The 22,823-nt window shown below is 72.1% G+C and carries 21 protein-coding genes; 12 read left to right on the forward strand and 9 right to left on the reverse strand.

Annotation, left to right across the window (positions count from 1 at the left end; translation table 11 throughout):
• Positions 1–191 precede the first annotated feature (191 nt).
• Complete coding sequence (locus tag ABZ434_RS03895; protein WP_359131892.1) at positions 192–1,727, reverse strand: AMP-binding protein; 1,536 nt, start codon at positions 1,725–1,727, stop codon at positions 192–194.
• Between the two features lie 144 nt (positions 1,728–1,871).
• On the opposite strand from ABZ434_RS03895, the gene ABZ434_RS03900 reads away from it, so the two are divergent.
• From ABZ434_RS03900 to ABZ434_RS03915, 4 genes are all read left to right on the forward strand, one after another.
• Entirely contained in the window at positions 1,872–3,065 is a 1,194-nt protein-coding gene (locus ABZ434_RS03900) for an amidohydrolase family protein (RefSeq protein WP_359131893.1), read from the forward strand.
• An 11-nt stretch (positions 3,066–3,076) separates the two neighbouring features.
• Complete coding sequence (locus ABZ434_RS03905) at positions 3,077–4,234, forward strand: acyl-CoA dehydrogenase (RefSeq protein WP_359131894.1); 1,158 nt, start codon at positions 3,077–3,079, stop codon at positions 4,232–4,234.
• A 7-nt stretch (positions 4,235–4,241) separates the two neighbouring features.
• Positions 4,242–5,189, forward strand: coding sequence for an acyl-CoA dehydrogenase family protein (locus ABZ434_RS03910; RefSeq protein WP_359131895.1), 948 nt, complete (start codon positions 4,242–4,244; stop codon positions 5,187–5,189).
• A gap of 485 nt (positions 5,190–5,674) precedes the next feature.
• Entirely contained in the window at positions 5,675–6,205 is a 531-nt protein-coding gene (locus ABZ434_RS03915) for an ATP-binding protein (protein WP_359131896.1), read from the forward strand.
• Between the two features lie 55 nt (positions 6,206–6,260).
• Here ABZ434_RS03915 and ABZ434_RS03920 read toward each other — a convergent pair whose 3' ends face one another.
• On the reverse strand, positions 6,261–7,187 hold the full coding sequence (locus ABZ434_RS03920; protein ID WP_359131897.1) for a cyclase family protein: 927 nt from the start codon (positions 7,185–7,187) through the stop codon (positions 6,261–6,263).
• 83 nt (positions 7,188–7,270) lie between these two features.
• Here ABZ434_RS03920 and ABZ434_RS03925 point away from each other — a divergent pair, with 83 nt between their 5' ends.
• The 3 genes from ABZ434_RS03925 to ABZ434_RS03935 all read left to right on the forward strand — a co-directional run bounded on the left by ABZ434_RS03925 (position 7,271) and on the right by ABZ434_RS03935 (position 10,274).
• A complete protein-coding gene (locus ABZ434_RS03925) occupies positions 7,271–8,188 on the forward strand; it encodes an SDR family oxidoreductase (protein WP_359131898.1) in 918 nt (305 codons plus the stop codon).
• 449 nt (positions 8,189–8,637) lie between these two features.
• Complete coding sequence (locus ABZ434_RS03930) at positions 8,638–9,687, forward strand: Zn-dependent alcohol dehydrogenase (protein WP_359131900.1); 1,050 nt, start codon at positions 8,638–8,640, stop codon at positions 9,685–9,687.
• Between the two features lie 119 nt (positions 9,688–9,806).
• On the forward strand, positions 9,807–10,274 hold the full coding sequence (locus ABZ434_RS03935) for a TetR-like C-terminal domain-containing protein (RefSeq protein WP_359131902.1): 468 nt from the start codon (positions 9,807–9,809) through the stop codon (positions 10,272–10,274).
• A 10-nt stretch (positions 10,275–10,284) separates the two neighbouring features.
• Here the strand turns inward: ABZ434_RS03935 and ABZ434_RS03940 are convergent, their stop codons facing one another.
• Positions 10,285–11,277: a helix-turn-helix domain-containing protein gene (locus tag ABZ434_RS03940; RefSeq protein ID WP_359131903.1), complete on the reverse strand. Its 993-nt coding sequence runs from the start codon at positions 11,275–11,277 to the stop codon at positions 10,285–10,287.
• Positions 11,278–11,392: 115 nt separating this feature from the next.
• Here ABZ434_RS03940 and ABZ434_RS03945 point away from each other — a divergent pair, with 115 nt between their 5' ends.
• A complete protein-coding gene (locus ABZ434_RS03945) occupies positions 11,393–12,634 on the forward strand; it encodes an MFS transporter (protein ID WP_359131905.1) in 1,242 nt (413 codons plus the stop codon).
• Positions 12,631–13,050, forward strand: a complete 420-nt coding sequence (locus tag ABZ434_RS03950) for a DUF2809 domain-containing protein (RefSeq protein ID WP_359131907.1) — start codon at positions 12,631–12,633, stop codon at positions 13,048–13,050. The genes ABZ434_RS03945 and ABZ434_RS03950 overlap by 4 nt, the downstream gene beginning before the upstream one ends.
• Here the strand turns inward: ABZ434_RS03950 and ABZ434_RS03955 are convergent.
• Positions 13,007–13,339 (reverse strand): hypothetical protein, encoded by a 333-nt coding sequence (locus ABZ434_RS03955; protein ID WP_359131908.1) that lies wholly within the window; start codon positions 13,337–13,339, stop codon positions 13,007–13,009. The genes ABZ434_RS03950 and ABZ434_RS03955 overlap by 44 nt on opposite strands.
• Positions 13,340–13,531: 192 nt before the next feature.
• On the opposite strand from ABZ434_RS03955, the gene ABZ434_RS03960 reads away from it, so the two are divergent.
• A complete protein-coding gene (locus ABZ434_RS03960; RefSeq protein WP_359131909.1) occupies positions 13,532–14,863 on the forward strand; it encodes an MFS transporter in 1,332 nt (443 codons plus the stop codon).
• Positions 14,864–14,956: 93 nt separating this feature from the next.
• On the opposite strand, the gene ABZ434_RS03965 is transcribed toward ABZ434_RS03960, so the two are convergent.
• From ABZ434_RS03965 to ABZ434_RS03980, 4 genes are all read right to left on the reverse strand, one after another.
• Positions 14,957–15,571, reverse strand: a complete 615-nt coding sequence (locus tag ABZ434_RS03965) for a flavin reductase family protein (protein ID WP_359132207.1) — start codon at positions 15,569–15,571, stop codon at positions 14,957–14,959.
• Positions 15,572–15,928: 357 nt separating this feature from the next.
• Positions 15,929–16,768: an enoyl-CoA hydratase-related protein gene (locus ABZ434_RS03970; RefSeq protein ID WP_359131911.1), complete on the reverse strand. Its 840-nt coding sequence runs from the start codon at positions 16,766–16,768 to the stop codon at positions 15,929–15,931.
• 55 nt (positions 16,769–16,823) lie between these two features.
• Entirely contained in the window at positions 16,824–19,052 is a 2,229-nt protein-coding gene (locus ABZ434_RS03975; protein ID WP_359131912.1) for an acetate--CoA ligase family protein, read from the reverse strand.
• A 542-nt stretch (positions 19,053–19,594) separates the two neighbouring features.
• Positions 19,595–20,785, reverse strand: coding sequence for an NAD(P)/FAD-dependent oxidoreductase (locus ABZ434_RS03980; RefSeq protein ID WP_359131913.1), 1,191 nt, complete (start codon positions 20,783–20,785; stop codon positions 19,595–19,597).
• A gap of 147 nt (positions 20,786–20,932) precedes the next feature.
• Here ABZ434_RS03980 and ABZ434_RS03985 point away from each other — a divergent pair, with 147 nt between their 5' ends.
• Together ABZ434_RS03985 and ABZ434_RS03990 are read left to right on the forward strand one after the other, a co-directional pair.
• Positions 20,933–21,385 (forward strand): DoxX family membrane protein, encoded by a 453-nt coding sequence (locus ABZ434_RS03985; RefSeq protein ID WP_359131914.1) that lies wholly within the window; start codon positions 20,933–20,935, stop codon positions 21,383–21,385.
• Entirely contained in the window at positions 21,382–21,840 is a 459-nt protein-coding gene (locus ABZ434_RS03990) for a Zn-ribbon domain-containing OB-fold protein (protein ID WP_359131915.1), read from the forward strand. The genes ABZ434_RS03985 and ABZ434_RS03990 overlap by 4 nt, the downstream gene beginning before the upstream one ends.
• Positions 21,841–22,076: 236 nt before the next feature.
• Here ABZ434_RS03990 and ABZ434_RS03995 read toward each other — a convergent pair whose 3' ends face one another.
• Positions 22,077–22,667, reverse strand: coding sequence for a DUF1707 domain-containing protein (locus tag ABZ434_RS03995; RefSeq protein ID WP_359131916.1), 591 nt, complete (start codon positions 22,665–22,667; stop codon positions 22,077–22,079).
• Positions 22,668–22,823 lie beyond the last annotated feature (156 nt).

A 22,823-nucleotide genomic window follows, 5' to 3' on the forward strand; every position in this document is an offset into this window, starting at 1 on the left:
GTGCGTCGTCGGGTGCACACGCCATTTTTGAGGAGTCTGCCCGGAGGGGCACCACCCCCACCCACCGGACACAGCGCCCCGCGGGGCACCCGCACCAAAGCCCGTCCGGCGATTGAGGACGGAACCCCGCACCACGGAACCCCGCACCACGGAACCCCGCACCAAGGGGGCCCGGACCGAAAGGCGGGAGGTCACGTGAAGCGGGCACGCAGTTGGTACTTGAGGACCTTGCGGAGCGCCTCGTTGCGGGGCAGTGCGTCCACCAGTTCCAGTTGTTCCGGGAGCTTGTGGACCGACAGGCCCTCGCCGCGCAGGTACGCCGTCAGCTCGGGGAGGGTGAGGGGGGCGGCGTCCGGGGGCTGTTCCACCACCGCGCAGACGCGTTCGCCCCGCTCCGGGTCGGGGAGGCCGATCACCGCGGCGTCGCCCACGGCGGGGTGGCGGGCCAGGAGGTCCTCTATCTCCTTCGCCGAGATGTTCTCGCCCTTGCGGATGATGATGTCCTTGAGCCGGCCCGTGAGCACCAGGTGCCCGCTCGGTCTGACGTGCCCGACGTCGCCCGTGATCAGGAAGCCCTCGGCGTCGAAGGGCGTGGCGGCGGCCAGGTAGCCCTTGCAGACCGCCTCGCCCCGGAGGCGGACCTCGCCGTCCGTGCCGTACGGCAGCGGTTTGCCGTCCTCGTCGGTGATCAGGATCTCCATGCCCTCGGGTGGGCGGCCCTCCGTCTCGGCGAGCTGTTCCACCGTGTCGTCGGGGGCACCCATCGTGATCATCGGGACCTCGGTCATCCCGTAGCCGTGGGTGAGCTGGATGCCCATCTCGCGTACCACCGCGTGGTAGATCTCCGGTGGCTTCGGCGCTCCGCCGCCCGCGAGGAGGCGGAGCGTGGGGATGAGGGGGGTGGACGGGTCCTTGCGCTGCTCCGTGAGGAACATGGAGTAGAAGGCCGTGGAGCCACCCGCCACGGTCACCCCGTGGCGCCGGTAGCCCGCGAGGGCCTCCGGCATCGCGAAGTGTTCGAACAGCACCGCCGGGAAGCCGTAGAGGAGGAGCATCACCGCGTAGTCCGGGCCGCCGACGTGGGCGAAGGGGAAGGCCACCGAGCCGATGTCGTCCGCGGACAGGTGCAGCGCGTGGGCGAGGCAGGAGCCGCCCGCGATCAGGCTGCGGTCGGTGTGCAGCACGCCCTTGGGGTCCGACGTGGTGCCCGAGGTCCAGTAGATCCAGCGCACCGTCGTGCCGTCGGAGGGAGGCGGGGGCAGGGTCGAGGGGTCGCCGTCCGGGAGGGTGTCGTACGCCTCGAAGACCTGGGGCGGGTGCGCGAGGTCCGCTGAGAGACCGGCGGCCATCGCCGTGTGGTCGAAGTCGCGCCAGGTGCCCGGCACCGCGAAGAACTCCGCCTTCGACTCGCGCAGGGCGAAGCCGACCTCGCGGTCGCGGTAGAAGGGGATCACGGGAGTCTGCACTGCCCCGATCCGGGTCAGGGCGAAGGACAGCAGCACCGTCTCCACCCGGGTCGGCAGTTGCCAGGCGACGACGGTGCCGGGGCGCACGCCCATGGCGTACAGGCCCGCTGCCACGCGCTCGGCCCGGGCGCGCAGGCCGCCGAAGGTGAGCGTGCGGTCGTCCTGGATCAGGAAGGGCCTCTCCGGTGTCAGGGCGGCCCGGCGTGCGATGAGCTCCCAGAAGGTGCCCGATGCACCCAGGGCGTGTGCGGTCTCGTTCACGGCGAACCCCTCACAGCTGACGGGTAGTCAGATCGTGCGGAGAGCGTAGAGCGCTGCGCCTTGTCGGTCCAGGGGTGCGGGGCTAGCCTGTGGGCGACGTCAATCTGACGGGCCATCAGGAAAGCGTGCGCCGAAGGGGACACCATGACGGAACTGCCTCGGATCGTCAGCGTCGACGACCATGTGATCGAGCCGCCGCACCTCTTCTCGGCCTGGCTGCCCGCCAAGTACCGCGAGCGTGGACCGCAGCCCCTGACCGCGGGCATCGGTGAGCTCGCGTACACGGGCGGCAAGTACGTCATCACGATGGACCCGGACGGGCCGCCGACCGACTGGTGGATCTACGAGGACCTCAAGTTCCCGTACAAGCGGAACATCGCCGCGGTGGGGTTCGACCGCGACGACATGACGCTGGAGGGCATCACCCGGGCCGAGATGCGGCGCGGGTGCTGGGACCCCGTCGAGCGGCTGAAGGACATGGACCTCAACCACGTCGAGGCGAGCCTCTGCTTCCCCACCTTCCCGCGCTTTTGCGGGCAGACCTTCGCCGAGGCCCACGACAAGGAGGTCGCCCTCGCCTGTGTGCGCGCGTACAACGACTGGATGGTCGAGGAGTGGTGCGGGGACAGCGGCGGCCGGCTGATCCCGCTGTGCATCATCCCGCTCTGGGACATCGGTCTGGCCGTCGCCGAGATCAGGCGGAACGCGGCGCGCGGGGTGCGGGCGGTGACCTTCTCGGAGATCCCGACCTACCTGGGGCTGCCGTCGATCCACACCGGCTACTGGGACCCGTTCTTCGCCGTCTGCCAGGAGACCGGCACGGTCGTGAACATGCACATCGGATCCAGCTCGCAGATGCCCGCCGCCTCGCCGGACGCCCCGCCCGCCGTCCAGGCCTCGCTCTCGTTCAACAACGCGATGGCCTCGATGATGGACTTCCTGTTCAGCGGGGTGCTGGTGAAGTTCCCGCAGCTCAAGCTCGCCTACAGCGAGGGGCAGATGGGGTGGATCCCGTATGCCCTGGAGCGGGCCGACGACGTCTGGGAGGAGCACCGGGCCTGGGGCGGGGTGCGCGATCTGATCCCCGAGCCGCCGTCCACGTACTACTACCGGCAGATGTTCTGCTGCTTCTTCCGCGACAAGCACGGCGTCGCCTCGCTCGATGTGGTGGGGCGGGACAACGCGACGTTCGAGACGGACTACCCGCACGTCGACTCGACCTTCCCGCACACCAAGGAGGTCGCGCTCGACCACGTCAAGGGACTGGACGACGAGACCGTCTACAAACTGATGCGCGGGAACGCGATCCGGATGCTTGGTCTCGACCTCGACAAGTAGGCGCGTGCGTCATGGACCTTGCGTACACGGAGGAAGAGGAAGCCTTTCGCGCGCGGCTGCGGGAGTGGCTGGGTTCGGTGCTCCCGGGGCTGCCCGGCAAGCCGGACCCCGGTGACTGGCCGGGGCGGCGGACGTACGACGCCGGCTGGCAGAAGCTGTTGTACGACGCCGGGTACGCGGGCCTGCACTGGCCCGCCGACGCCGGAGGGCGGGGCGCCACCCCCACCCAGCACCTGATCTTCCTGGAGGAGACGGAGCGGGCCGGGGCGCCCTACGTCGGGGCGAACTTCGTCGGGCTGCTGCACGCGGGGCCCACGATCGCCGCCGAGGGGACGGGTGAGCAGCGGGCGCGCTGGCTGCCGCCGGTGCTGCGCGGCGAGGAGATGTGGTGCCAGGGGTTCAGCGAACCGGACGCGGGCTCCGACCTCGCGTCGCTGCGGACCCGGGCGGTGCGCGACGGCGACGACTACGTGGTGAGCGGGCAGAAGATCTGGACCTCGCACGCGGAGGTCGCCGACTGGTGCGAGCTCCTCGTACGGACGGACCCGGCCGCGCCCAAGCACCGCGGGATCAGCTGGCTCGCGATGCGGATGGACGCCCCCGGCGTCACCGTCCGGCCGCTGCGCACGCTCGCCGGGTCCACGGAATTCGCCGAGATGTTCCTGGACGAGGTGCGGGTGCCCGTATCGCATCGCGTCGGGGCGGAGAACGACGGCTGGCGGGTCACCATGGTCACGCTCTCCTTCGAGCGCGGGACGGCGTTCGTGGGGGAGGTCGTCGCCTGCCGGCGGACGCTGGAGGCGCTGGCTGCCGAGGCCCGCGGGAACGGGCGCTGGGACGACGCGGTGCTGCGCCGGAGGCTGGGGCGGCTGAACGCCGAGTTCCGGGCGCTGTGGCGGCTCACCCAGTGGAACGTCAGCGAGGCGCAGGCAGGTGGGGGAGTGCCGGGGGTCGGCGGTTCGGTCTTCAAGCTGCGGTACTCGCACGCCCGGCAGGAACTGTACGAGGCGGCGGCCGAGGTGCTCGGTGCGGGGGACGCCCTGGATCTGGACCGGGAGTGGGTGCTGGACCGGCTCTCCTCGCTCTCGTACACGATCGCGGCCGGCACCTCGCAGATTCAGCGGAACATCGTCGCCGAGCGGATTCTCGGCCTGCCGAAGGGGCGGTGAGCGGAGGGTGGACTTCCAGCTCTCACAGGACCAGCGGGCCCTGCGGTCGGGGATACGGGACCTGCTCTCCGGAAGGTTCGACAGGGACCGGATGCGGGCGGCGCACGAGCCCGGAGGTGGCGTGGACCGGGCGCTGTGGCGGGAGCTCGGCACGGCCGGGTTCTTCGCGCTCCGGCTGCCGGAGGCGGCCGGCGGGGTCGGACTGGGCCTGCCCGAATCCGTACTTCTGTTCGAACAGATCGGGTGGGCGTTGCTGCCCGGGCCACTGGCCGCCACCCAGCTCGCCGCGGGCGTGGTGAAGGGGGCGGCCGAGGGCGGGGCCGTGGTGGCCCTGGCGGAGGCGGGGCGGCCCGTGGGGCACCTGGAGGAGGCCGATGCGCTGCTGGTCCTGGACGATGACCGGACGAGGGTGGTGAGCGGCGGGACGCTGCGGCGGCTGGTGCGCGAGGCCCGCCCCGTGCGGTCCCTCGATCCGGGGACGCCTCTGTGGCGGGTTCCGGACCTGTCAGGGTGCGAGGGCGAGGTGCTGGCCGACGGGGCGCGGCTGCGGTGCGAAGGTGCCCTGCTGGCCGCGGCCGAGCAGCTCGGCAGCGCCACCCGCGGCCTGGAGGCAGCGGTCCAACACGCCGGTGCGCGGCAACAGTTCGGAGTGCCGATCGGGACGTTCCAGGCGGTCAAGCATCTGTGTGCCGACATGCTGGTGCGGGCCGAAACCGCCCGCAGCGCCGTCTATGCGGCAGCCGTGACGGCGGACCCGGTGGAGGCGGCCGGCGCCAAGCTCCTCGCCGACGGTGCCGCCGTCGGCAATGCCCGCGACTGCCTCCAGGTGTGCGGCGGCATGGGCTTCACCTGGGAGGCGGATGTCCATCTGCGTCTCAAGCGGGCCTGGCTGCGGGCCGGGGAGTGGCTGACGGCTGCGGACGCGGAGGAGGTGCTGGCGGCCGATCTGGGCTGAGCCGGGGCAGTGGGTGTCAGGTGCACGCATGTCACGCGACGGACCCCTGAGGTTCACGCTGCGGAGTGACGCAGCGCAGTCGGTACGTGCTGAGACCGCCTTGTGTCCTTTGCGTAATTCGTCACGGGCCGGAGTCGGTGCCGGGCTCGGGTACGCTCCGTTGGATGCGAGTGGTTCTGGAACCTGGCGATCCGGATGTGGCCTGTGTGGCGACTCCGGTCCGCGAGAGGTGCCCTGCTCGTGATCCACGCAGAAGCGCCGGGCCTGCCGGGGAAGCGATTCCCGGCACTGCGACGCGCCTCTGTTCGACTCCCCGCAGCGTGCGTCGCACAGTATGCACCACGCGTACTCCTTCGCGTTGGAATATGCCCGAAGCGCTTGTTGCGGTGACTGTACGTCAACCATGCTGTCTCGTAAGGGAATCACGTTCCGTGACCCTGAGGAGGCGCGAGGCGATGTGTCCGCCGGTTCGGATGGTGTGAGCGGTGCAGGTGCTTCAGGTTCAGTTGGAGGTCGGGCCCGACCCCGCGGAGGTCGGACGGGCCCGCAGATGGGCGCGTTCGAGGCTCGTCGGGTCCGGTATAGGAGACGACGAGCCGCTGGCCGAGACGCTCATCCTGCTCATCTCGGAGCTCGTCACCAACGCGGTCGTGCACACCGGCTGTCCGGCCGTGCTGCGCATGCTGTTCGGCTCCACGGGAGCCCCGGGCAACGCCGGGACCGTCCGGGTCGAGGTGGCCGACACCAGCTGCCGCCCGCCGCAGCAGCGGCACGCGGCGGGTGAGGACACCGGCGGCCGCGGTCTTGAACTGGTCGACGGCCTGGCCGACCGCTGGGGCTGGCAGCCGGAGGGTGCGGGCAAGCGCATCTGGTGCGAGGTCGACCGGTCCATCCCGCTGATCCAGGTGCAGCTGCAGCCCGGCCCCCCCGAGTGCGACATCGCGGGCGGAGGCGCGGCGTACGAGGCGGGCTCCGTGGCGTACGAGGCCTCGCACGCCGGTACCCACCGCGCCTGATGCCGCCCCGCGCACAGGGAGACCCGCAACGGGCTCCCGTGCGCGCGGCGGTGACTCAGAGGATCGCGACCGGGGCGACCGGTGTGCCGGTGGCGCCGACGAAGGGCTCCGGCATGGCGGAGAGCAGGAACGCGTAGCGCGCCGCGTCCGCACAGGCTGTGGACAAGTCCTCCAGATTCCAGTTCTGGCCCTGGAGCATGCCCATCTCGACCAGATCCAGCGCGTGCACCCCCAGCCACAGGTCCTCGATCTCCGGCGGGAAGATTTCGAAGGTCAGCGTGTCATTGGCGACCGCGGCCACGTCGCGGGCCCGGAACCACTCCGGCGTGCGGATCGACAGGCCCGGTGACGGATACCCGTAGGCGTTCTTGTCCCCGGAGAGGTACACCTGCACCTGACCCGTCCGTACGAGAACGATGTCCCCGGACCGCACCCGGACCCCGGCCAGTTCCTCGGCCGCCTCCAGGTCCTCGGGGGTGACCGCGTGGCTGCCCGGCAGCCGGTCGACTCCGTGGGCGCGGGCCACGTCCAGGAGGACTCCGCGCGAGACGATGTGCGGCGCCTTGTCGATGCCGCTGAACTGCGCGCCGCCGTGGGCGGTGATGGTGGCGGCGGGCCGGCCGTTGTAGATCTTCCCCGAGTGCGAGGCGTGGGTGAGCGCGTCCCAGTGGGTGGCGGTCTGAAGGCTCAGTACGACACTGTCGTCGCTGGTGGCGACCGTGCCGGGGCCGAAGAGCTCCTGGTTGATCTGGACCATGGTGTGCAGCGGATTGACCCGTCCCGGGATGAGCCCGTTCTGGACGCCGTCCTGCTGGAGCGGGAGGGCCAGGGGGATGCGCCGGCCGCTTCGGACGGTGGCCGCCGCCTCCCGTACGACCTCGTCGGTGATGAGGTTGAGTGTGCCGATCTCGTCGTCGGCGCCCCAGCGTCCCCAGTTGTTCACGCGCTTGGCGAGGTCGTGGAACTCGTCCGGCAAAGACATGGCGCCTCCTGGGGCTTGTGCCGGTGGACCTGATGGCCCATAGAATCTAACGGTCCGTCAGAAACCGCGGGAAGGGGCCGGGCATGGGGAACTTCTTGGCAGGCAAGGTCGTCGCCGTGACGGGTGCCGGGCGCGGCATCGGGAGGGCCGTCGCGCTCGCAGCGGCGGCCGAGGGGGCGCGGGTCGTGGTCAACGACTACGGCGTCTCCGTCGAGGGGGGTAAACCCGCCAGTGAGATAGCCGAGTCCGTCGTCAAGGAGATCGTGGCGGCGGGCGGCGAGGCGGTCGCGGTGGCGGACGACATCTCCACGATGGCCGGAGGGCAGCGGGTCGTGGACACCGCGCTCGCGGAGTTCGGCCGGATCGACGGGGTCGTCTGCGTGGCGGGGATCCTGCGGGAACGCATGCTCTTCAACATGTCCGAGGCGGAGTGGGACCCCGTGGTGGCCACCCACCTCAAGGGCACGTTCACCGTCTTCCGGGCGGCCTCCGCGGTCATGCGGAAGCAGGAGGGTGCGGGCACGCTGATCGGCTTCACCAGCGGCAACCACCAGGGCAGCGTGGCCCAGGCGAACTACAGCGCGGCCAAGGGCGGCATCATCTCGCTGGTCCGCAGCGCCGCTCTCGGTCTCCACAAGTACGGCGTCACGGCGAACGCGGTCGCACCTGTGGCGCGTACCCGGATGTCCGCGAACGTCCCCATGGAGCTCAAGGAGATCGGGGAGCCGGAGGACGTGGCGGCGCTCGTCGTCTACCTGCTCAGCGAGCGCGCCCGCGCGGAGAAGATCACCGGCCAGGTGTACACGATCGCGGGTCCGAAGATCGCGGTCTGGGCCCAGCCGAGGGAGCTGCGCGCGGGGTACGCGGAGGGGGCGCCGTGGACACCGGAACGGATCGCGGACTTCCTGCCGGGGACGGTGGGCACGGACCCGATGCCGATGCTGGCGCAGCTGGAGGAGATGGCGGCGGCGGCGAAGGCGGCGGCGCGGCCGAACGCGTAGCGGGGTGGGTGTCTGGGGCGCGCCTGCGGGGGCGTGGTGCGCCTCTTCAGCCTCTCGGGCCTGCGGGGGGCGGTGTGCACATTCAGCCTCTCGGGCCTGCGGGGGGCGGTGTGCACATTCAGCCCCTCCGGCGATTGAGGAGCGGGGGCGCGGGGGCGGAGCCCTCGGTGGGGGCCGGGCCCCGGTTGCCAGGCGCGCGGGCGCGTTGCCGGGGCGCTGCCCCGGGCCCCGGTCCTCAATCGCCGGACGGGCTTGATGTGGGCGCCCGCCCCTGGAGACGGGCGGCCGGAAGGAGCCGTCGGGGAGACGGGCGGGCCGGAAGGAGCCGTCGGGGAGACGGGCTTGATGTGGGCGCCCGCCCCGGAGGGGATCAGCGCGGCGGGGCCCGGGCCCCGGGGACAGGGGAACACGACCGCCGGGCAGCTGCCCGGCCTAGCGAGGGAGCCGAGATGAGAGGCGTCGTCTTCGACGGCAAGCGGACCGAGGTCGTCGATGACCTGGAGATACGCGACCCGGGCCCCGGCGAGGTGCTGGTGGCGGTGGCCGCGGCCGGGCTCTGTCACAGCGATCTGTCGGTGATCGACGGGACGATTCCGTTCCCGCTGCCGGTGGTGCTCGGGCATGAGGGCGCGGGGGTGGTCGAGGCGGTCGGCGCGGGCGTGAGCCATGTGGCGCCCGGCGACCACGTGGCCCTTTCCACCCTCGCCAGCTGCGGTGCGTGCGCACAGTGCGACCGGGGCCGGCCGACGATGTGCCGCAAGGCGATCGGGATGCCGGCGCAGCCGTTCTCGCGCGGCGGCGAACCGCTGTACCAGTTCGCGTCCAACTCGGCCTTCGCCGAACGGACCCTGGTCAAGGCCGTGCAGGCGGTGAGGATCCCCGACGACCTGCCCCTGACCTCCGCGGCCCTGATCGGCTGCGGGGTGCTGACGGGAGTCGGAGCCGTACTGAACCGGGCCAGGGTCGACCGCGGCGAGAGCGTCGTCGTGATCGGCACCGGCGGCATCGGGCTCAACGTGATCCAGGGCGCGCGGATCGCCGGCGCGCTGACGATCGTCGCGGTCGACTCCAACCCCGGCAAGGAGGCGGTGGCCCGGCAGTTCGGTGCCACGCACTTCCTCACCTCGGCCGACGGCGTCAGGGAGATCCTGCCGCACGGCGCCGACCACGCCTTCGAGTGCGTCGGCCGCACCGAGCTGATCCGTACCGCGATCGACCTGCTGGACCGGCACGGCCAGGCGATCCTGCTGGGTGTGCCGGCGGCGACCGCCGAGGCCTCGTTCCTCGTCTCGTCGATGTACCTGGACAAGTCGATCCTGGGCTGCCGCTACGGCTCCTCGCGCCCACAGCGTGACATCGCGCTGTACGCGGACCTGTACCGCGAGGGGCGCCTGCTGCTGGACGAACTGGTCACCGAGACCTACCCGGTGGAGGACTTCGCCAAGGCGGCGGACGACGCGCATCACGGGCGGGTGGCCCGGGGGGTGCTGGTCTTCTGAGGGGTCGGTGGGACAGGTGGCCCGGCCGGGGTGTCCGGCCGGGCCACGGAGCCGGAGCCGGAGTTCAGGGGGAGATGCTCCGGGCGTCTCCCCCTGCCTCCACCCTCGCCTGCCCGTCGGTGGCGGTACCCCGTGATGACGCGGCCGGCCGCATGCTCGCCTGGGCCGGAGCCTTCAGGGAGTGGGCGCTGGCCAACCCCGAGGGGTTCAGGCTCATCTACGGTGACCCCGTGCCCGGATACGCGGTTCCTGACGGAGGTGCGGCGCCCGAGGCGGAGCTGCGTACGTGCGCCGGGCTCACCGGACTGGTCGCCGACGCCTGGCCGGAAGCCGAGCTCCGCCAGCCGCAGGGCGACTACGAGTGGTCCGACTTCGACCCGCACCTGGCCGCCATGGTCCGAGAGCGGTTCCCCGGACTCCCTCCGGCCGCGGTCGCGTTGGCCCTGCGCGTCTGGGGGCGCCTCCACGGGCTGGTGTCCCTGGAGGTGTACGGCCACCTGCGCCATCAGATGCTCGAGCCGGCGAAGGTCTACCGCGCCGAGATGCTCGATCTGCTAGCCTCGTTGGGCTTCGCGGCGCCGGCGTAGGGCGCTCGCCTCAGACCCGGTCCGCCGCCGTCGAACGGAACGTCCGCCGGTACATCGTCGGTGACACCCCCAGAGCCGCCTGCAGATGCTGCCGGAGCGACGTGGGGGTGCCGAAGCCGGCGTCCCGCGCGATCCGGTCGACCGACAGATCGGTGGACTCCAGCAGCCGGCGGGCCAGCTCCACCCGCTGCTGGGTCAGCCACTGGACCGGGCTGATCCCGACCTCCTCGCGGAACCGGCGGGTGAACGTCCGTACGCTCATCGACTCCTGCTGAGCCATGTCGCGCAGCAGGATCGGAGACTCCAGCCGCCCGAGTGCCCAGGCGCGGGCGGTGGTCGTCGCCGAGACCCCCGGGTCGGGCACCGGGCGCTGGATGTACTGCGCCTGGCCGCCGTCGCGGTGGGGCGGTACGACCGTGCGCCGGGCGACGTCGTTGGCGACGGCGGTGCCGTGGTCGCGGCGCACGATGTGGAGGCAGAGGTCGATGCCGGCGGCGACCCCGGCGGAGGTGAGGACGTCGCCGTCGTCGATGAACAGGACGTCGGGGTCGACCCGGACGGCGGGGAACAGCTTCTGGAAGTGGTCGGCGGAGGACCAGTGGGTGGTGGCGGGGCGTCCGTCGAGGTATCCGGCCGCGGCGAGGACGTAGCTGCCGGTGCAGATGGAGACCATTCGGGTGCCCGGCCTGATGTGGGCGAACGCGGTGGCGAGTTCATCGGTCAGCCGGCCCTCGGTGTACACGGGGCCGAGTTCGTAGCTGGCCGGGATCACCACCGTGTCGGCCGTGGCGAGGGCCTCCGGGCCGTTCTCGACGGTGATCGTGAAGTCCGCGTCGGTGCTGACCGGGCCCGGTGGACGGATCGAGCAGGTCACGACTTCGTACAGTTTGCGGCCACGGTTCAGCGGCTCGGAACCGAGCGAGCGGCCGAAGATCCTCTGGGGGATGCCCAGTTCGAAGGGGAGGAGCCCGTCGAGGGCGAGAACGACGACCCGGTGCGGCACGGTACGGGCTCCCTTCGCACTAGCTGGTTTAGACCATAAGCTGATACATGTCCTCGGTGTGAAGGAAAAGTCAGCAGACCTCGCGGGCATTCCCGCCGTGGACCACGATGCCCTGTTGCGTGAAGCGCCGCCGCTGCCGCCGTTGCCGTGTGTGCCCCTCGGACCGGACCGGCTCTGGAACCGTAACTTCCGGCTCTTCTTCGTCGCACGGACCGCGGCGCTCTTCGGCGACGGAATGATCCCCGTCGCGCTCACCGCGGGGCTGCTGGGAGCGGGACGGCCGCACTCCTCCGTGGGGTTCGCGCTGGCGGCGTGGATGGGGCCGCTGGCCCTGTTCGTTCTCTTCGGCGGCGTCCTGGCGGATCGTTTCACCCCCCGCCGGATGATGATCATCGCCGACGCGCTGCGGCTGATCGGCGCCTCGGTGCTCGCGGTCTCCTTCGCGACCGGCAACCCGCCGCTGTGGGCGGTGTACGCGCTGAGCGCGGTGGCCGGTGTGGGAGCGGCGCTCTTCCAGCCGGGGGTCGCGTCGACCACCCCGCGGGTGGCCACGGACGTGCAGCGCGCCAACGCGGTGCTGCGGGTGTCCGAGGCGCTGATGACCATGGCGGGCCCCGCGTTCGCGGGTGTGCTCGTCGGACTGGCGAGCGCCGGGGCGGTCTACGCGGCGAACGCGTCCACGTTCCTGGTCTCCGGCATCTGCCTGTTCCTGCTGAGGCTCGCCCCGGCTCCCTCGGACGAGGCGCCACGGGGGACGTTCGTGGCTGAACTCGTTGACGGTTGGCGCGAGTTCAAGGCGCGCAGCTGGTTGTGGGGGGTGATCGCGATCTGGACGGTGTACGGCTTCGCCGTGCTCGGCCCGATGCTGCCGCTGACCGCCGTCGAGGTCACCGAGGCGCACGGTTCGGGGACGTACGGCGCGATGATGGCGGTGAACGGCGCGGGGAGTGTCGTCGGTGGGCTGCTTGCCCTTCGGCTGCGGCCGCGTCGCCCGTTGACGGCGGGGGCCTTCGCCCTGACCGGGGTGTGCGTGAACCTGGTGGTACTGGGCCTGGGCCTCCCGGTGTTCGCGCTGGGGGCCGGGCAGGCCGTGGCGGGCGCGGCGTTCGCGTTCTGGCTGGTGATGTGGTCGACGACCGTACAGACGCACGTGCCGCCGGAGGCGCTGAACCGGCTGCACGCGTACGACGTGGCCGGCTCGCTCCTCATGCTGGCAGCGGGACGCGCGCTGGCGGGGCCGGTCGCGGACCGGCTGGGTGCCCCGGAGGTGCTGCTCGCCGGTGCGGTGATCAACATGCTGGCGGTGGGTGTACTGCTGGCGGCCCGGCCGATCCGGCGGCTGGAGCGGATCGGGTGACCGGTCCTGCGCGAAGTGGCCTCCGGCCCCGGGGCGTTGCGGCGGGGGCGGCCGTACTGACCGTAGTGGCCGGGCTCGGGGTGCGTACCGCGGCGGACGGTGCTGTCGCCAAGTACGCGGGTGACGCGCTCTACACGGTTCTGGTCTGCGCCCTCGTCGCGCTGTGCGCACCCCGCGCCCGGCCGCTCGCCGTGGCTGTGGCCGGGCTGGGGCTCAGCTGGGCGGTGGAGCTGTTCCAGCTCACCGGCGTACCCGCCGAACTGTCCGGGCGCAGCGCGGTCGCGCGGCTGGTGCTCGGCTCGACGTTCAACGCGCCCGACCTGCTCTGGTACGCGGTGGGGGCGGCGGCCGCGTGGGCGGCTCACCGGGCGGTCACTTGCGGCGCGCCCGCTCCTCGGACTGCTGCATCTCGATGACGCGGAGGACGTGTGCGCTGGTCTGCCGGCGCACGCTGCCCGCGACGAGCAGTGCCGATCCGGCCACCGACAGCGGCGCGGAGAGGGACAGGAGGACCAGCTGCTTGGGCATGGTGCTGTCCAGCTCGCAGATGGACGACGCGCGGAAGCAGTACAAGGAGTCGTCCTGGTCCCACAGCAGGTAGCCCAGCCACACCCACAACACGCAGGCGACGAGCAGCAGGACGGCACCCCAGCCCTGCATCAGTGCGGACCTGTGATGGAAGTGCTGGCGCTCGACCCACTGCATGGGATTCCCCCCGGGACGTGGACGAAGCGGCGTGGACACGTACGCACGCATCGTGTGCGGTGTGCCCGGCCGCCGGTCGACGCAGATCGTACGCGCATCCGGTTCGCACGCCGCGGGGCGGACGATGGGCGTGGCCCGATCCTTGCGAACCGTGTCCGCCGGGCCACTCGTGGAAGGGGTCGCGGGGGCCGGATGCTGACCACCGTGACCCAGACAACCGAACCCGCCGCCCGCGACCACGCTCCGCGGACCGGCCACGAGGCGCCCCGGCGCCGGAGCGTCCACCGCGCCTGGATCGTCGCCGCCGTCGCGTTCGTGACGATCATCGGCGGTGCCGCCTTCAACGCCCTGCCGGGGCTGCTGATCGACCCTCTCCACGAGGAGTTCCGGTGGTCCCGCGGAGAGATCGGCCTGGCCGTCTCCTTCGACATGGCGCTGTACGGGCTCACCGCGCCGTTCGCCGCGGCGCTGATGGACCGGTTCGGCATCCGGCGGGTGGTGGTCGTCGCCCTCAGCGCCGTCGCGGCGGGTGCGCTGGCCAGCGTCTGGATGACCGCGGCCTGGCAGTTGATGATCTATTGGGGGCTGCTCGTCGGACTCGGCACCGGCGCGATGGCGATGTCGTTCTCGGCGACGGTCACCAACCGCTGGTTCGTCGCCCGCCGGGGCCTCGTGACGGGCATCCTCACCGCAGCGGGCGCCTCGGGGCAGTTGGTGTTCCTGCCGCTCTGCGCGTGGATCGTCGACCGGCACGGCTGGCGTCCCGCCTCGGTGACGGTGGCCCTGGCCGCCCTTGCCGTCGTCCCGTTCGTCATGCTCCTGATGCGCGACCACCCGGCGGACGTGGGCCTCGCCCCGTACGGCGGTGAGTACGCGGCCAAGCCGGTGCCCGCGCCCGGGGCGGCGAGGCGCACCGTACGCGTGCTGTTCGACGCTGCGCGCACCGGCCCGTTCTGGCTGCTGGCCGGGTCGTTCGCGATCTGCGGCGCCTCGACCAACGGCCTGATCCGCACCCACTTCGTGCCCTCGGCGCACGACCACCACATGCCCGTCACCGCCGCGGCCTCACTGCTCGCCGTCATCGGGGTCTTCGACATCATCGGAACGGTCTTCTCGGGATGGCTCACCGACCGCTTCGACGCCCGTCGGCTGCTGGCCGTCTACTACGCGCTGCGCGGGGTGTCGCTGCTGTTCCTGCCGGTCCTGATGCAGGCCACCGTGGAGCCGCCGATGGTCTTCTTCATCGTGTTCTACGGACTCGACTGGGTCGCCACCGTCCCGCCGACCCTGGCCCTGTGCAGGGAGCAGTACGGCGAGGACAGCGCGATCGTCTTCGGCTGGGTCCTGGCCTCCCACCAGGTGGGCGCGGCGCTGGTGGCGTTCCTCGGCGGAGTGGCGCGCGACCACTTCGGCTCGTACAACGTGGTCTGGTACGCGGCGGGGGCGCTGTGCGCGATGGCGGCGCTGATGGCACTGATGATCCGACGGTTCACGGCGCAGCCCGAGGACACCGTCCTGACCTGAGACGATCAGCCGCCGAGATGCCCGGACCCTGCGCGGCTCCTGAGACGATCAGCCGTTGAAGTGCCCGAACACGGCGCGGCTGACCTGAGACGATCAGCCGCTGAAGTGCCCGAACACTCCGCGGTGGAACAGCAGCGGGCCCTCTCCGCCCTCGTCCGCCGTCGCCCCCAGCGCCTCCACCCGGCCGACCACGATCAGATGGTCTCCGCCGGTGTGGACGGCCTGGATGCGGCAGTCGATCCAGGCGGGCACGGAGTCCAGGAGCGGCGAACCGGTCACGGGGGTGGGGGAGTGCGCCACCCCGGCGAACTTGTCGGCCCCGCTGACCGCGAACCCCCGGCAGAGCGCCCCCTGGTCCGCGCCCAGGATGTTGACGCAGAAGGCCCCCGCGCGGGCGATGCGCGGCCAGGTCGTCGACGTACGGGCGACCATGAACGTGACCAGCGGGGGATCGAGTGAGAGCGAGGCGAACGACTGGCAGGCGAAGCCCGCCGGACCGTCCGGATCGTCCGGAGCGTGCGCCGTGACGACAGTGACACCGCTCGCGAAGTGGCCCAGCACGCGGCGGAACTCGCCCCGGTCGAGCGGCAGCCGCTCGTCGTCGGCGACGGCCCGCAGGGCCGGGCGCGGCAGTGGATCGACCCGCTCCGGACCGGTGGCCGTCGGAGCGCCGACGGACCGGAGGTAGCGGACGGCGGTTGCGGCCATACCTGCGTGTCCCATCACTCCTCGATTAGAACTGACGGAGCGTCAGATGGGAAGGGTGTGGACGGGCCCCACCCCCGACGTTCGTCAGGGGGTGCCCCTGCCGTTCGGCCCGGGTGTCCCGCCTGCGGCGCTCCTGGGTTCGGCTTCCATGAGACGAGAAACCGGAAGCAGAAACCGGCCCGCCCGGCCGCTCCTCGCCTGCGTCGTCCTGGGTGCGGGGGCGGCCGCCGTGACGGCCCTCGCCCCGGGGGGAGCGGGGACGGAACGGGCCGTCGAGGTGACGGGCGGAGCCTCGGCGTCGGCGTACCGCGCGGTGACCGGAGCGGTACGGATGCGCCCTCCTGGGGAGCGGGCGCCTCACACCCCCCGGTACTTCGGCACCCGCCGCTCCACGAAGCTCGCCACGCCCTCGGTGGCGTCCTGTGTCGTCATGTTGATCTCCTGAGCCATCGCCTCGGCCGCGAACGCCGTGGCCCGGTCCGCTTCCAGCGACGCGTTGACCAGCTGCTTCGTGAGGGCGATCGCGCGGGTCGGCCCCTCGGCCAGGCGCTGGGACCAGGCCTGTGCGGTCGCCGCCAGCTCCTGGTCCGGGACCGTGCGGTTGACCAGGCCGAGGCGTTCCGCCTCCGCCGCCGGGAGCGAGTCACCGAAGAACATCAGCTCCTTGGCGCGCTGCGGGCCGATCAGGCGCGGCAGCAGGTACGCCCCGCCGCCGTCCGGTACGAGTCCGCGGCGCACGAACACCTCGATGAACTTGGCCGACTCCGCCGCCAGCACCAGGTCGCAGGCGAAGGCGAGATGGGCGCCGATGCCGGCCGCCGCGCCGTTGACGGCAGCGATGACGGGCTTCTCGCAGTCCAGGACCGCGGCGATCAGGCGCTGCGCACCGAGCCGGATCGTACGGGCCACGTCACCCGGCACCCGGTCGCCGGATGCGGGGGCGCCGCGCAGGTCGGCTCCGGCGCAGAAGCCGCGACCGGTGGCGGTGAGGACGACGGCCCGGATCCCGGGGTCGGCGGAGGCCTCGGAGAGCAGGGCGATGATGCGTTCGCGCTGGTCCCAGGTGACGGCGTTCATCGCTTCCGGGCGGTTGAGCGTGATCCGGGAGACGCCGTTGTCAGTGGCGTGGAGTATCAATGATCCAGGCGATCCGGACGGGTCGGCGTGGTCGGTGGTGTCTTCGGGGGAGGACGGCATGAGGCAGCTCCTGGGCGGGTGGCGTGCTCGGTGGCGGGCGCGGCGACGGGGCCGGTCAGCGGCAGACGGCGAGCGCGTCCAGGGCCACCGCGCCCTGGCCGCGGCCGAGCACCATCAGCGGGTTGATATCGAGTTCGCAGAGGTCGTCGCCGAGTTCCAGGGCCATCCGCTGCACGCGCAGGACGACTTCGACGAGGCTGTCCACATCCACCGGCGGGCCGCCCCGCACGCCCTCCAGGAGCGCCCGGCCGCGCAGTTCGCCGAGCATCGCCCGCGCCTGGTCCTCGCCGAACGGCGGCACCCGCACCGCCGCGTCGTGCAGCACCTCGACGAGTACGCCACCGAGACCGACCGTCACCGTCGGCCCGAACAGGGCGTCCTGGGTGACGCCGACCATCATCTCGACGCCTCGCTCGATCATCTGGCAGACCAGGATGCCGTCCAGCTCGACGTCCTCGTAGCGGGCGATGTCCGTGAGCTCGCGGTAGGCATCGCGCACCTGGCTGGCGGAGGTGAGACCGACCTTGACCAGGCCGAGTTCGGTCTTGTGGGCCAGCTGCGCGCCGGACGCCTTCATGACGACGGGGTAGCCGACCAGGCCTGCCGCCCGCACGGCCGCCGCGGCGCTGGTCACCAACTGCTCGCGGGGCACCCGGATCCCGTACGCGCGCAGCAGTTGCTTCGCCGCGTGCTCGCTCAGCTGGTGGCCCGGGCGCATCAGGGCCTGCGCCTTGCGGAAGGAGGGGGACGGCGTGCGGGGTGCCTCGTCGAACGGGGAGCGGTAGGAGGCGGCGAACCGGTGGTGTTCCAGATAGGCCTTCACCGCGGTGATGCAGTTGCCGAAGGTACGGAAGGTGGCGACGCGGGAGGAGCCGAGCAGCGTCGTGCGGTAGGCGGCCTCGGTACCGACCGGCGACCCCCACACCACGCACACCAGCTTGTCCGTGGCCTCCGCAGCATCCACCAGGTCCTGCGCGAGCCTGTCGCTCATCGGCGGGAAGGGGCCGGTGATCGGGCAGATCAGCACCCCCACCCCGGGGTCGGCGAGGATCGCGTCGATGATCTTGCGGCCGCGCCAGTCGCCGACCGGGTGACCGCCGTTGTCGACCGGGTTGGCGACGTTCAGGTAGCCGGGTATCCAGGTGTGCAGCTCGGCCTGCTTCTCCTCGGACAGCACCGGGAGCTTCAGACCCGCGCCCGTCGCCAGGTCCGAGAAGTGCGCGCCCGTGCCGCCCGAGATCGAATAGACCACGACGCCGTCGGCCAGTGGCTTGCGTGCCCGGGCCAGGAGGGCGGCGGTGTCCTGGAGTTCGTCGAGGCCGTCGACCCGGATCACGCCGAACTGCCGCATCGCCGCGTCGACGACCTGGTCGGCTCCGGTCAGCTTGCCGGTGTGTGAGGCGGCCATCCTGGCCCCAGTCTCCGTACGTCCCACCTTCACGGCCACCACCGGGACACCCGCCCGTGCCGCGCGGTCCGCGGCGAGCAGGAAGGAGCGCCCGTCCTTGAGCCCTTCGACGTAGCAGGCGATGGCTCCGACCTCGGGGCGCTGGGAGAAGTACGCGATGAAGTCGGCGGTCTCCAGGTCCGCCTCATTGCCCGTGGGGGCCCAGTGCGAGAGCCGCACTCCCAGCTCCTGGAGGGTGTAGACGGGGCGCCCCTGGTGGCCTGACTGGGTGATCAGCGCGATCGCCGGACCGTCCAGGTCGTCGCGGAACTCCTCGAAGGCGTTGAGGTTGGTGTTCGGACCCAGTAACCGCAGCCCCGACCGCTCCACGGCGGCGGCCAGCCGGGCCTGAGCGGCTGCGCCCTCCGCACCGGTCTCCGCGAAGCCGGAGGCGAACGCGACCGCGAACTTCACCTTGGCCTGCGCGAGCTCCTCGATGACGGGGAGCGGGTCGCCGACCAGCAGCACCGCCAGGTCCACCTGCTCCGGCAGCGCAGCGACGGAAGGAGAGCACGGCCGCCCGAAGACGGATTCCCGCGTGGGGTGCACCGGATACAGCCGCGCCCCGACCCGTTCGGCCCAGGCGATCAGCTGACGGGTGATCCCCGTGTTGGGCCGTCCCTCGGTGTCGGACGCGCCGATGACGGCGACGGACTCCGGCCGGAAGAACCGGTCCAGATCCGGCACGGGCGCGTGCAGCGGCCGTCCGCTGACATCGAGGTCGCCCTCCGCGGCGGCGGCCGCCATGCTGTGGACGGCGGCATGAGGTTCCTCGCCGCAGGCCACCACCCGGGCGCGGAAGTCGGTGGTGAGGGTGCCGTGAGTCGATCCAAGCATCGTTCCGCCCACTCCTGCTCGAAAGTCCGTCGGCACGCGGGGTGCCCGGCCGGCGCCCGCAGAGACCTGACGCTCTGTCAGGTTACTGAACTGACGCTCCGTCAGGAATAACCGTGCATGCAAAGGAATCGCCCCCGCCCCGTGCGCCCAGGGGTGGGCGGACCCGAACCGGGTCGGTCCCGCACCGGAGCGGGCCCGCACGGCACAGCAGGCCCACACGGCACAGCGGGGCCGACCCGGGGGTGTGCAGGGGAGTGCCCGCGGGGTGCCGAACGGATACCCGGGACCGCCGCGTACCGGCGGAACGTTCGGCGACCGAGGAGGCGTTCCGGAGGGACCCCGGGTCATCCATCACGGGTGCGCAGACGGACCGGACCGCGCCGCTTCAAGCGCGCCCGGCGATCGAGGGCGGCCCGCCCGGGGTGGCCCGCACCGGGGTGGGCCCGTGCCGGTGGTGGCCCGCCCGTGGTGGGCCCGGGCCGTCCCTTCAAGCCCGCCCCGGGGTGGCCCGTGCCGGGGGCCCGCCTGGGGTGGGCCACAGCTCACGCTGCCCCGGCGACCCGCTTCGCGATCTTCCGCGCGTCCAGTGCCATCTCGCGGAACATGCCGCTGATGGGGTTGGTGAACCCGGTGAAGTACAGCCCGGGCGCCTGCTTCGGGGTACGCCCACCGTGCACCACCGGTCGGCCCCGGGCGTCCAGCACCCCGAGATGGCCGACCAGCGGCTCCAGGGCCCGGAGGTAACCGGTGGCGGCGATCACGGCATCCGGGGTGATCCGGGTCCCGTCGGCCAGAACCACCGTGTCCTTGTCGAACGACTCGACGGCCGCCACCGGCGCCACCCGGCCGCTCTTCACCGCGTCGATCAGCCCCACGTCCTGGACCGGGATCGCGCCGTCCTTGACCCGGGAGTACAGGCCCGTGTCCGGGCGGGGCAGGCCCTGTTCGGCGAGGTCCGGCACGGCGACGCGGGCCATCAGGCCGCCGGCCCGGTCGACGAGCGCGACGGGCAGCCGGCGCACCAGGATGCCGGTCGCCTGTGCGGGCCAGCCCGCCGTGGAGCGGCGCACGATGTGCGGAACGGTGCGCACCGCGAGCCGTACGCGTGACGCGCCGCCCTCCATCAGGTCCACGGCGATCTCGGCCCCCGTGTTGCCGACGCCCACCACGAGGACGTCCTTGCCCGCGTACGGGGCCGGGTTGCGGTACTCGGAGGCGTGGAGCAGCTCCCCGGTGAAGGTGTCGCGCCCCGACCAGTCGGGGAGCCGCGGCGTGTGGTTGAAACCGGTCGCCACGACCACGGCCCGGCCGGTCAGTTCACGCCCGCCGGTGGCTGTCAGGCGCCACCCGGCGCCGTCCGGCGACGGGTCGATGCGGGAGACCTCGACGCCCGTGACCACTTCCAGCTCGTGGTGCTCGACGTACTTCTCCAGGTAGCGCACCACGTCGTCGCGGGAGACCCAGCGGCCGAATCTGCGGGGCATGGGCAGCCCGGGGAGGGCGGACCAGCGCCGGGTGGTGTGCAGGTGCAGCCGGTCGTAGTGGCGCCGCCAGGACGCGCCGACGTCCCCGGACTTCTCCAGGACGACGGCGCGGACCCCCTGCTCGCGCAGGGCCGCGGCGGCGGCGAGGCCGCCGGGCCCGCCGCCGATGACGTAGACGGGGCGGCCCTCGGTGATGTCGGTGGGGGCCGGGGTGCTGCCGCCACCGGGGGTGGGTGTGCTGTCGGACATGGTTCGGAGCGTAATCGCGCGCCCCCTTGATGGGTCTCGGTCAAGACCGGAATCGATTGCGAATTGATCACGGGTGCGCGGCCCTTGCGCAGTCCGCCGCCATCGGGTGAACTGACGTACCGTCAGATCTAGTGAACGGGAGACCCCATGCGGACGATCTGGCTCGACGGAGCCGAGTGGCTCGCCGTGCTCCGGACAGGCCTCGGCCTGTGGTGGCTGGAGAGCTGGCGTCACAAGGACAAGAAGGGCTGGTTCGAGCGCGGCACCGGCATCGCATGGGCGGCGGACGTCGCGGGCAAACACCGCTGGGCCGTGGTCCGGAGCGGCTTCGAGAAGATCGTCGCACCGCGTCCGAAGGTCATGGCGTACCTCGTCGTGTACGCGGAACTGGCTCTGGGTCTGGGCCTGGTGGCCGGCTTCCTCACTCCGGTCGCCCTCGTGGCGGGGCTCCTGCTCAACCTGCTCTACCTGGTGCTGATGATCCATGACTGGGCCGAGCAGGGGCAGAACGCGATGATGGCCCTGATCTCCCTCGTCGCCCTGTTCGCCATGTCCTGGCAGACCTGGTCCCTGGACCACGCGATCGGGCTCTTCCTGTGACGGGCCCGGACCCGGGGCCCGGCCGCGAGAGCCGCCCCGCTCCGGCCCTGTCCCCCCGCTACGACCTGCCGGAGCCCGACGCGTTCACCCGCCCCTACTGGGACGCCGCCGCCGAGGGGCATCTGCTGCTGCGCCACTGCCGCGCCTGCGACCGGGTGCACCACTACCCGCGCGAGTTCTGCCCCCACTGCTGGAGCGGGCCCGCCGAGTGTGGCTGGGTCCGGGCAAGCGGCCGGGCCACGCTCTACACCTGGTCCGTCGTCCACCGCAACGACCTGCCGCCGTTCGGCACCCGCGTTCCGTACGTCGCCGCGGTCGTCGATCTGGCGGAGGGGCCGCGGATGATGACAGAGGTGGTGGAGTGCGAGGAGAGCGCGCTCACCATCGGGATGGAGCTGCGGGTGATGTTCCGGCAGGAGGAGGGCGGCGAGGCCGTGGCCGTGTTCGGACCCTGAACTCGGCGTGCGTGAAGCGGGTCCCGCCCACCGGGGCCGAGCCCTGTCCGGCCCCTCGCGTAGGACCGACCCCCCTCTGGCCCGGCGCGTAGGACCGACCCCCGTCCGGCCCCTCGCGTAGGACCGTCCCCCGTCAGGCCCGGCGCTTAGGACCCAGCCCCGCCCGGCCCCGCCGGAGCCGGTTCACCGGCAGCCCTCTGCGCCCGGCACACCACGCACCGCCCCACCGGGGACGCTCAGCGCGACAGCTCCTTGCGACGCTTGCGGCGTTCCCGGAGGTTCGGGTGGCGGACGACGACGCCGCCCGCGCCGCACGTGCCCGTGACCCGGAGCACCGGTGTGCCGGGCAGCCGCTCGCCCGAGGTCTTGTCCTTCAGGCCGCCGAAGCCGAGATCCAGCGCGTCCGTATCCGCCTTCCAGCCCTCCGGGACCACGAACACCACCCCGGCCATCTGCGCGTCCACCTCGACCTCGATCTCGCGCAGCCGGCACTCCGCCTGTGTGAAGTCGAGGAGTACGCCGCCCATGCCCCCGTACGCGAGGATGCGCGGCGGCACCTTCCAGATGCCCCTGCGCTGTGCGCCGTGGATGCCGCCCTTCAGGGTCAGCGGCTCTCCCGAGTCGACCACGACCGGCCCCAGGTCGTCGGTGAGCGGCACGAGTTCGGCGTGCGTCTTGGCCGTGAGCGCCAGGCCCAGGCGCTCGTCGAGCTCCTCGAGATCGATGCGCCCCTCGGCCGCCGCCTCCCGCAGCTGTTCCACGACCGCTTCACGGTCGGCGTCGGAGGCGCGCATACGGCCGGCGGATCGCGAGGGCTCTGCAGTCATGCGCCTGATGATACGGATGCCGTCGCGGGCGGCGAGTGCTTGTGCCGTGCGGGTTCTGTCCGGCCCCGTAACCGCGCTCAGGGCGGGGGTCCGCAGGACACCGGGTCCCCGCCCTGCCGATGCGTAAGGGACAGCGGTCGTCCTCGACCGTCCCGC

It is taken from the genome of Streptomyces sp. NPDC005761, assembly GCF_040630635.1.
In the GTDB taxonomy this organism is placed as follows: domain Bacteria; phylum Actinomycetota; class Actinomycetes; order Streptomycetales; family Streptomycetaceae; genus Streptomyces.

Bases quoted from the DNA above. Each gene is read 5' to 3' on its own strand.
- ABZ434_RS03900 (WP_359131893.1), top strand. From the start codon at position 1,872: ATGACGGAACTGCCTCGGATCGTCAGCGTCGACGACCATGTGATCGAG.
- ABZ434_RS03905 (WP_359131894.1), top strand. From the start codon at position 3,077: ATGGACCTTGCGTACACGGAGGAAGAGGAAGCCTTTCGCGCGCGGCTG.
- ABZ434_RS03920 (WP_359131897.1), bottom strand. From the start codon at position 7,187: ATGTCTTTGCCGGACGAGTTCCACGACCTCGCCAAGCGCGTGAACAAC.
- ABZ434_RS03925 (WP_359131898.1), top strand. From the start codon at position 7,271: ATGGGGAACTTCTTGGCAGGCAAGGTCGTCGCCGTGACGGGTGCCGGG.
- ABZ434_RS03930 (WP_359131900.1), top strand. From the start codon at position 8,638: ATGAGAGGCGTCGTCTTCGACGGCAAGCGGACCGAGGTCGTCGATGAC.
- ABZ434_RS03955 (WP_359131908.1), bottom strand. From the start codon at position 13,339: ATGCAGTGGGTCGAGCGCCAGCACTTCCATCACAGGTCCGCACTGATG.
- ABZ434_RS03960 (WP_359131909.1), top strand. From the start codon at position 13,532: ATGCTGACCACCGTGACCCAGACAACCGAACCCGCCGCCCGCGACCAC.
- ABZ434_RS03965 (WP_359132207.1), bottom strand. From the start codon at position 15,571: ATGGCCGCAACCGCCGTCCGCTACCTCCGGTCCGTCGGCGCTCCGACG.
- ABZ434_RS03970 (WP_359131911.1), bottom strand. From the start codon at position 16,768: ATGCCGTCCTCCCCCGAAGACACCACCGACCACGCCGACCCGTCCGGA.
- ABZ434_RS03975 (WP_359131912.1), bottom strand. From the start codon at position 19,052: ATGCTTGGATCGACTCACGGCACCCTCACCACCGACTTCCGCGCCCGG.
- ABZ434_RS03980 (WP_359131913.1), bottom strand. From the start codon at position 20,785: ATGTCCGACAGCACACCCACCCCCGGTGGCGGCAGCACCCCGGCCCCC.
- ABZ434_RS03985 (WP_359131914.1), top strand. From the start codon at position 20,933: ATGCGGACGATCTGGCTCGACGGAGCCGAGTGGCTCGCCGTGCTCCGG.
- ABZ434_RS03995 (WP_359131916.1), bottom strand. From the start codon at position 22,667: ATGACTGCAGAGCCCTCGCGATCCGCCGGCCGTATGCGCGCCTCCGAC.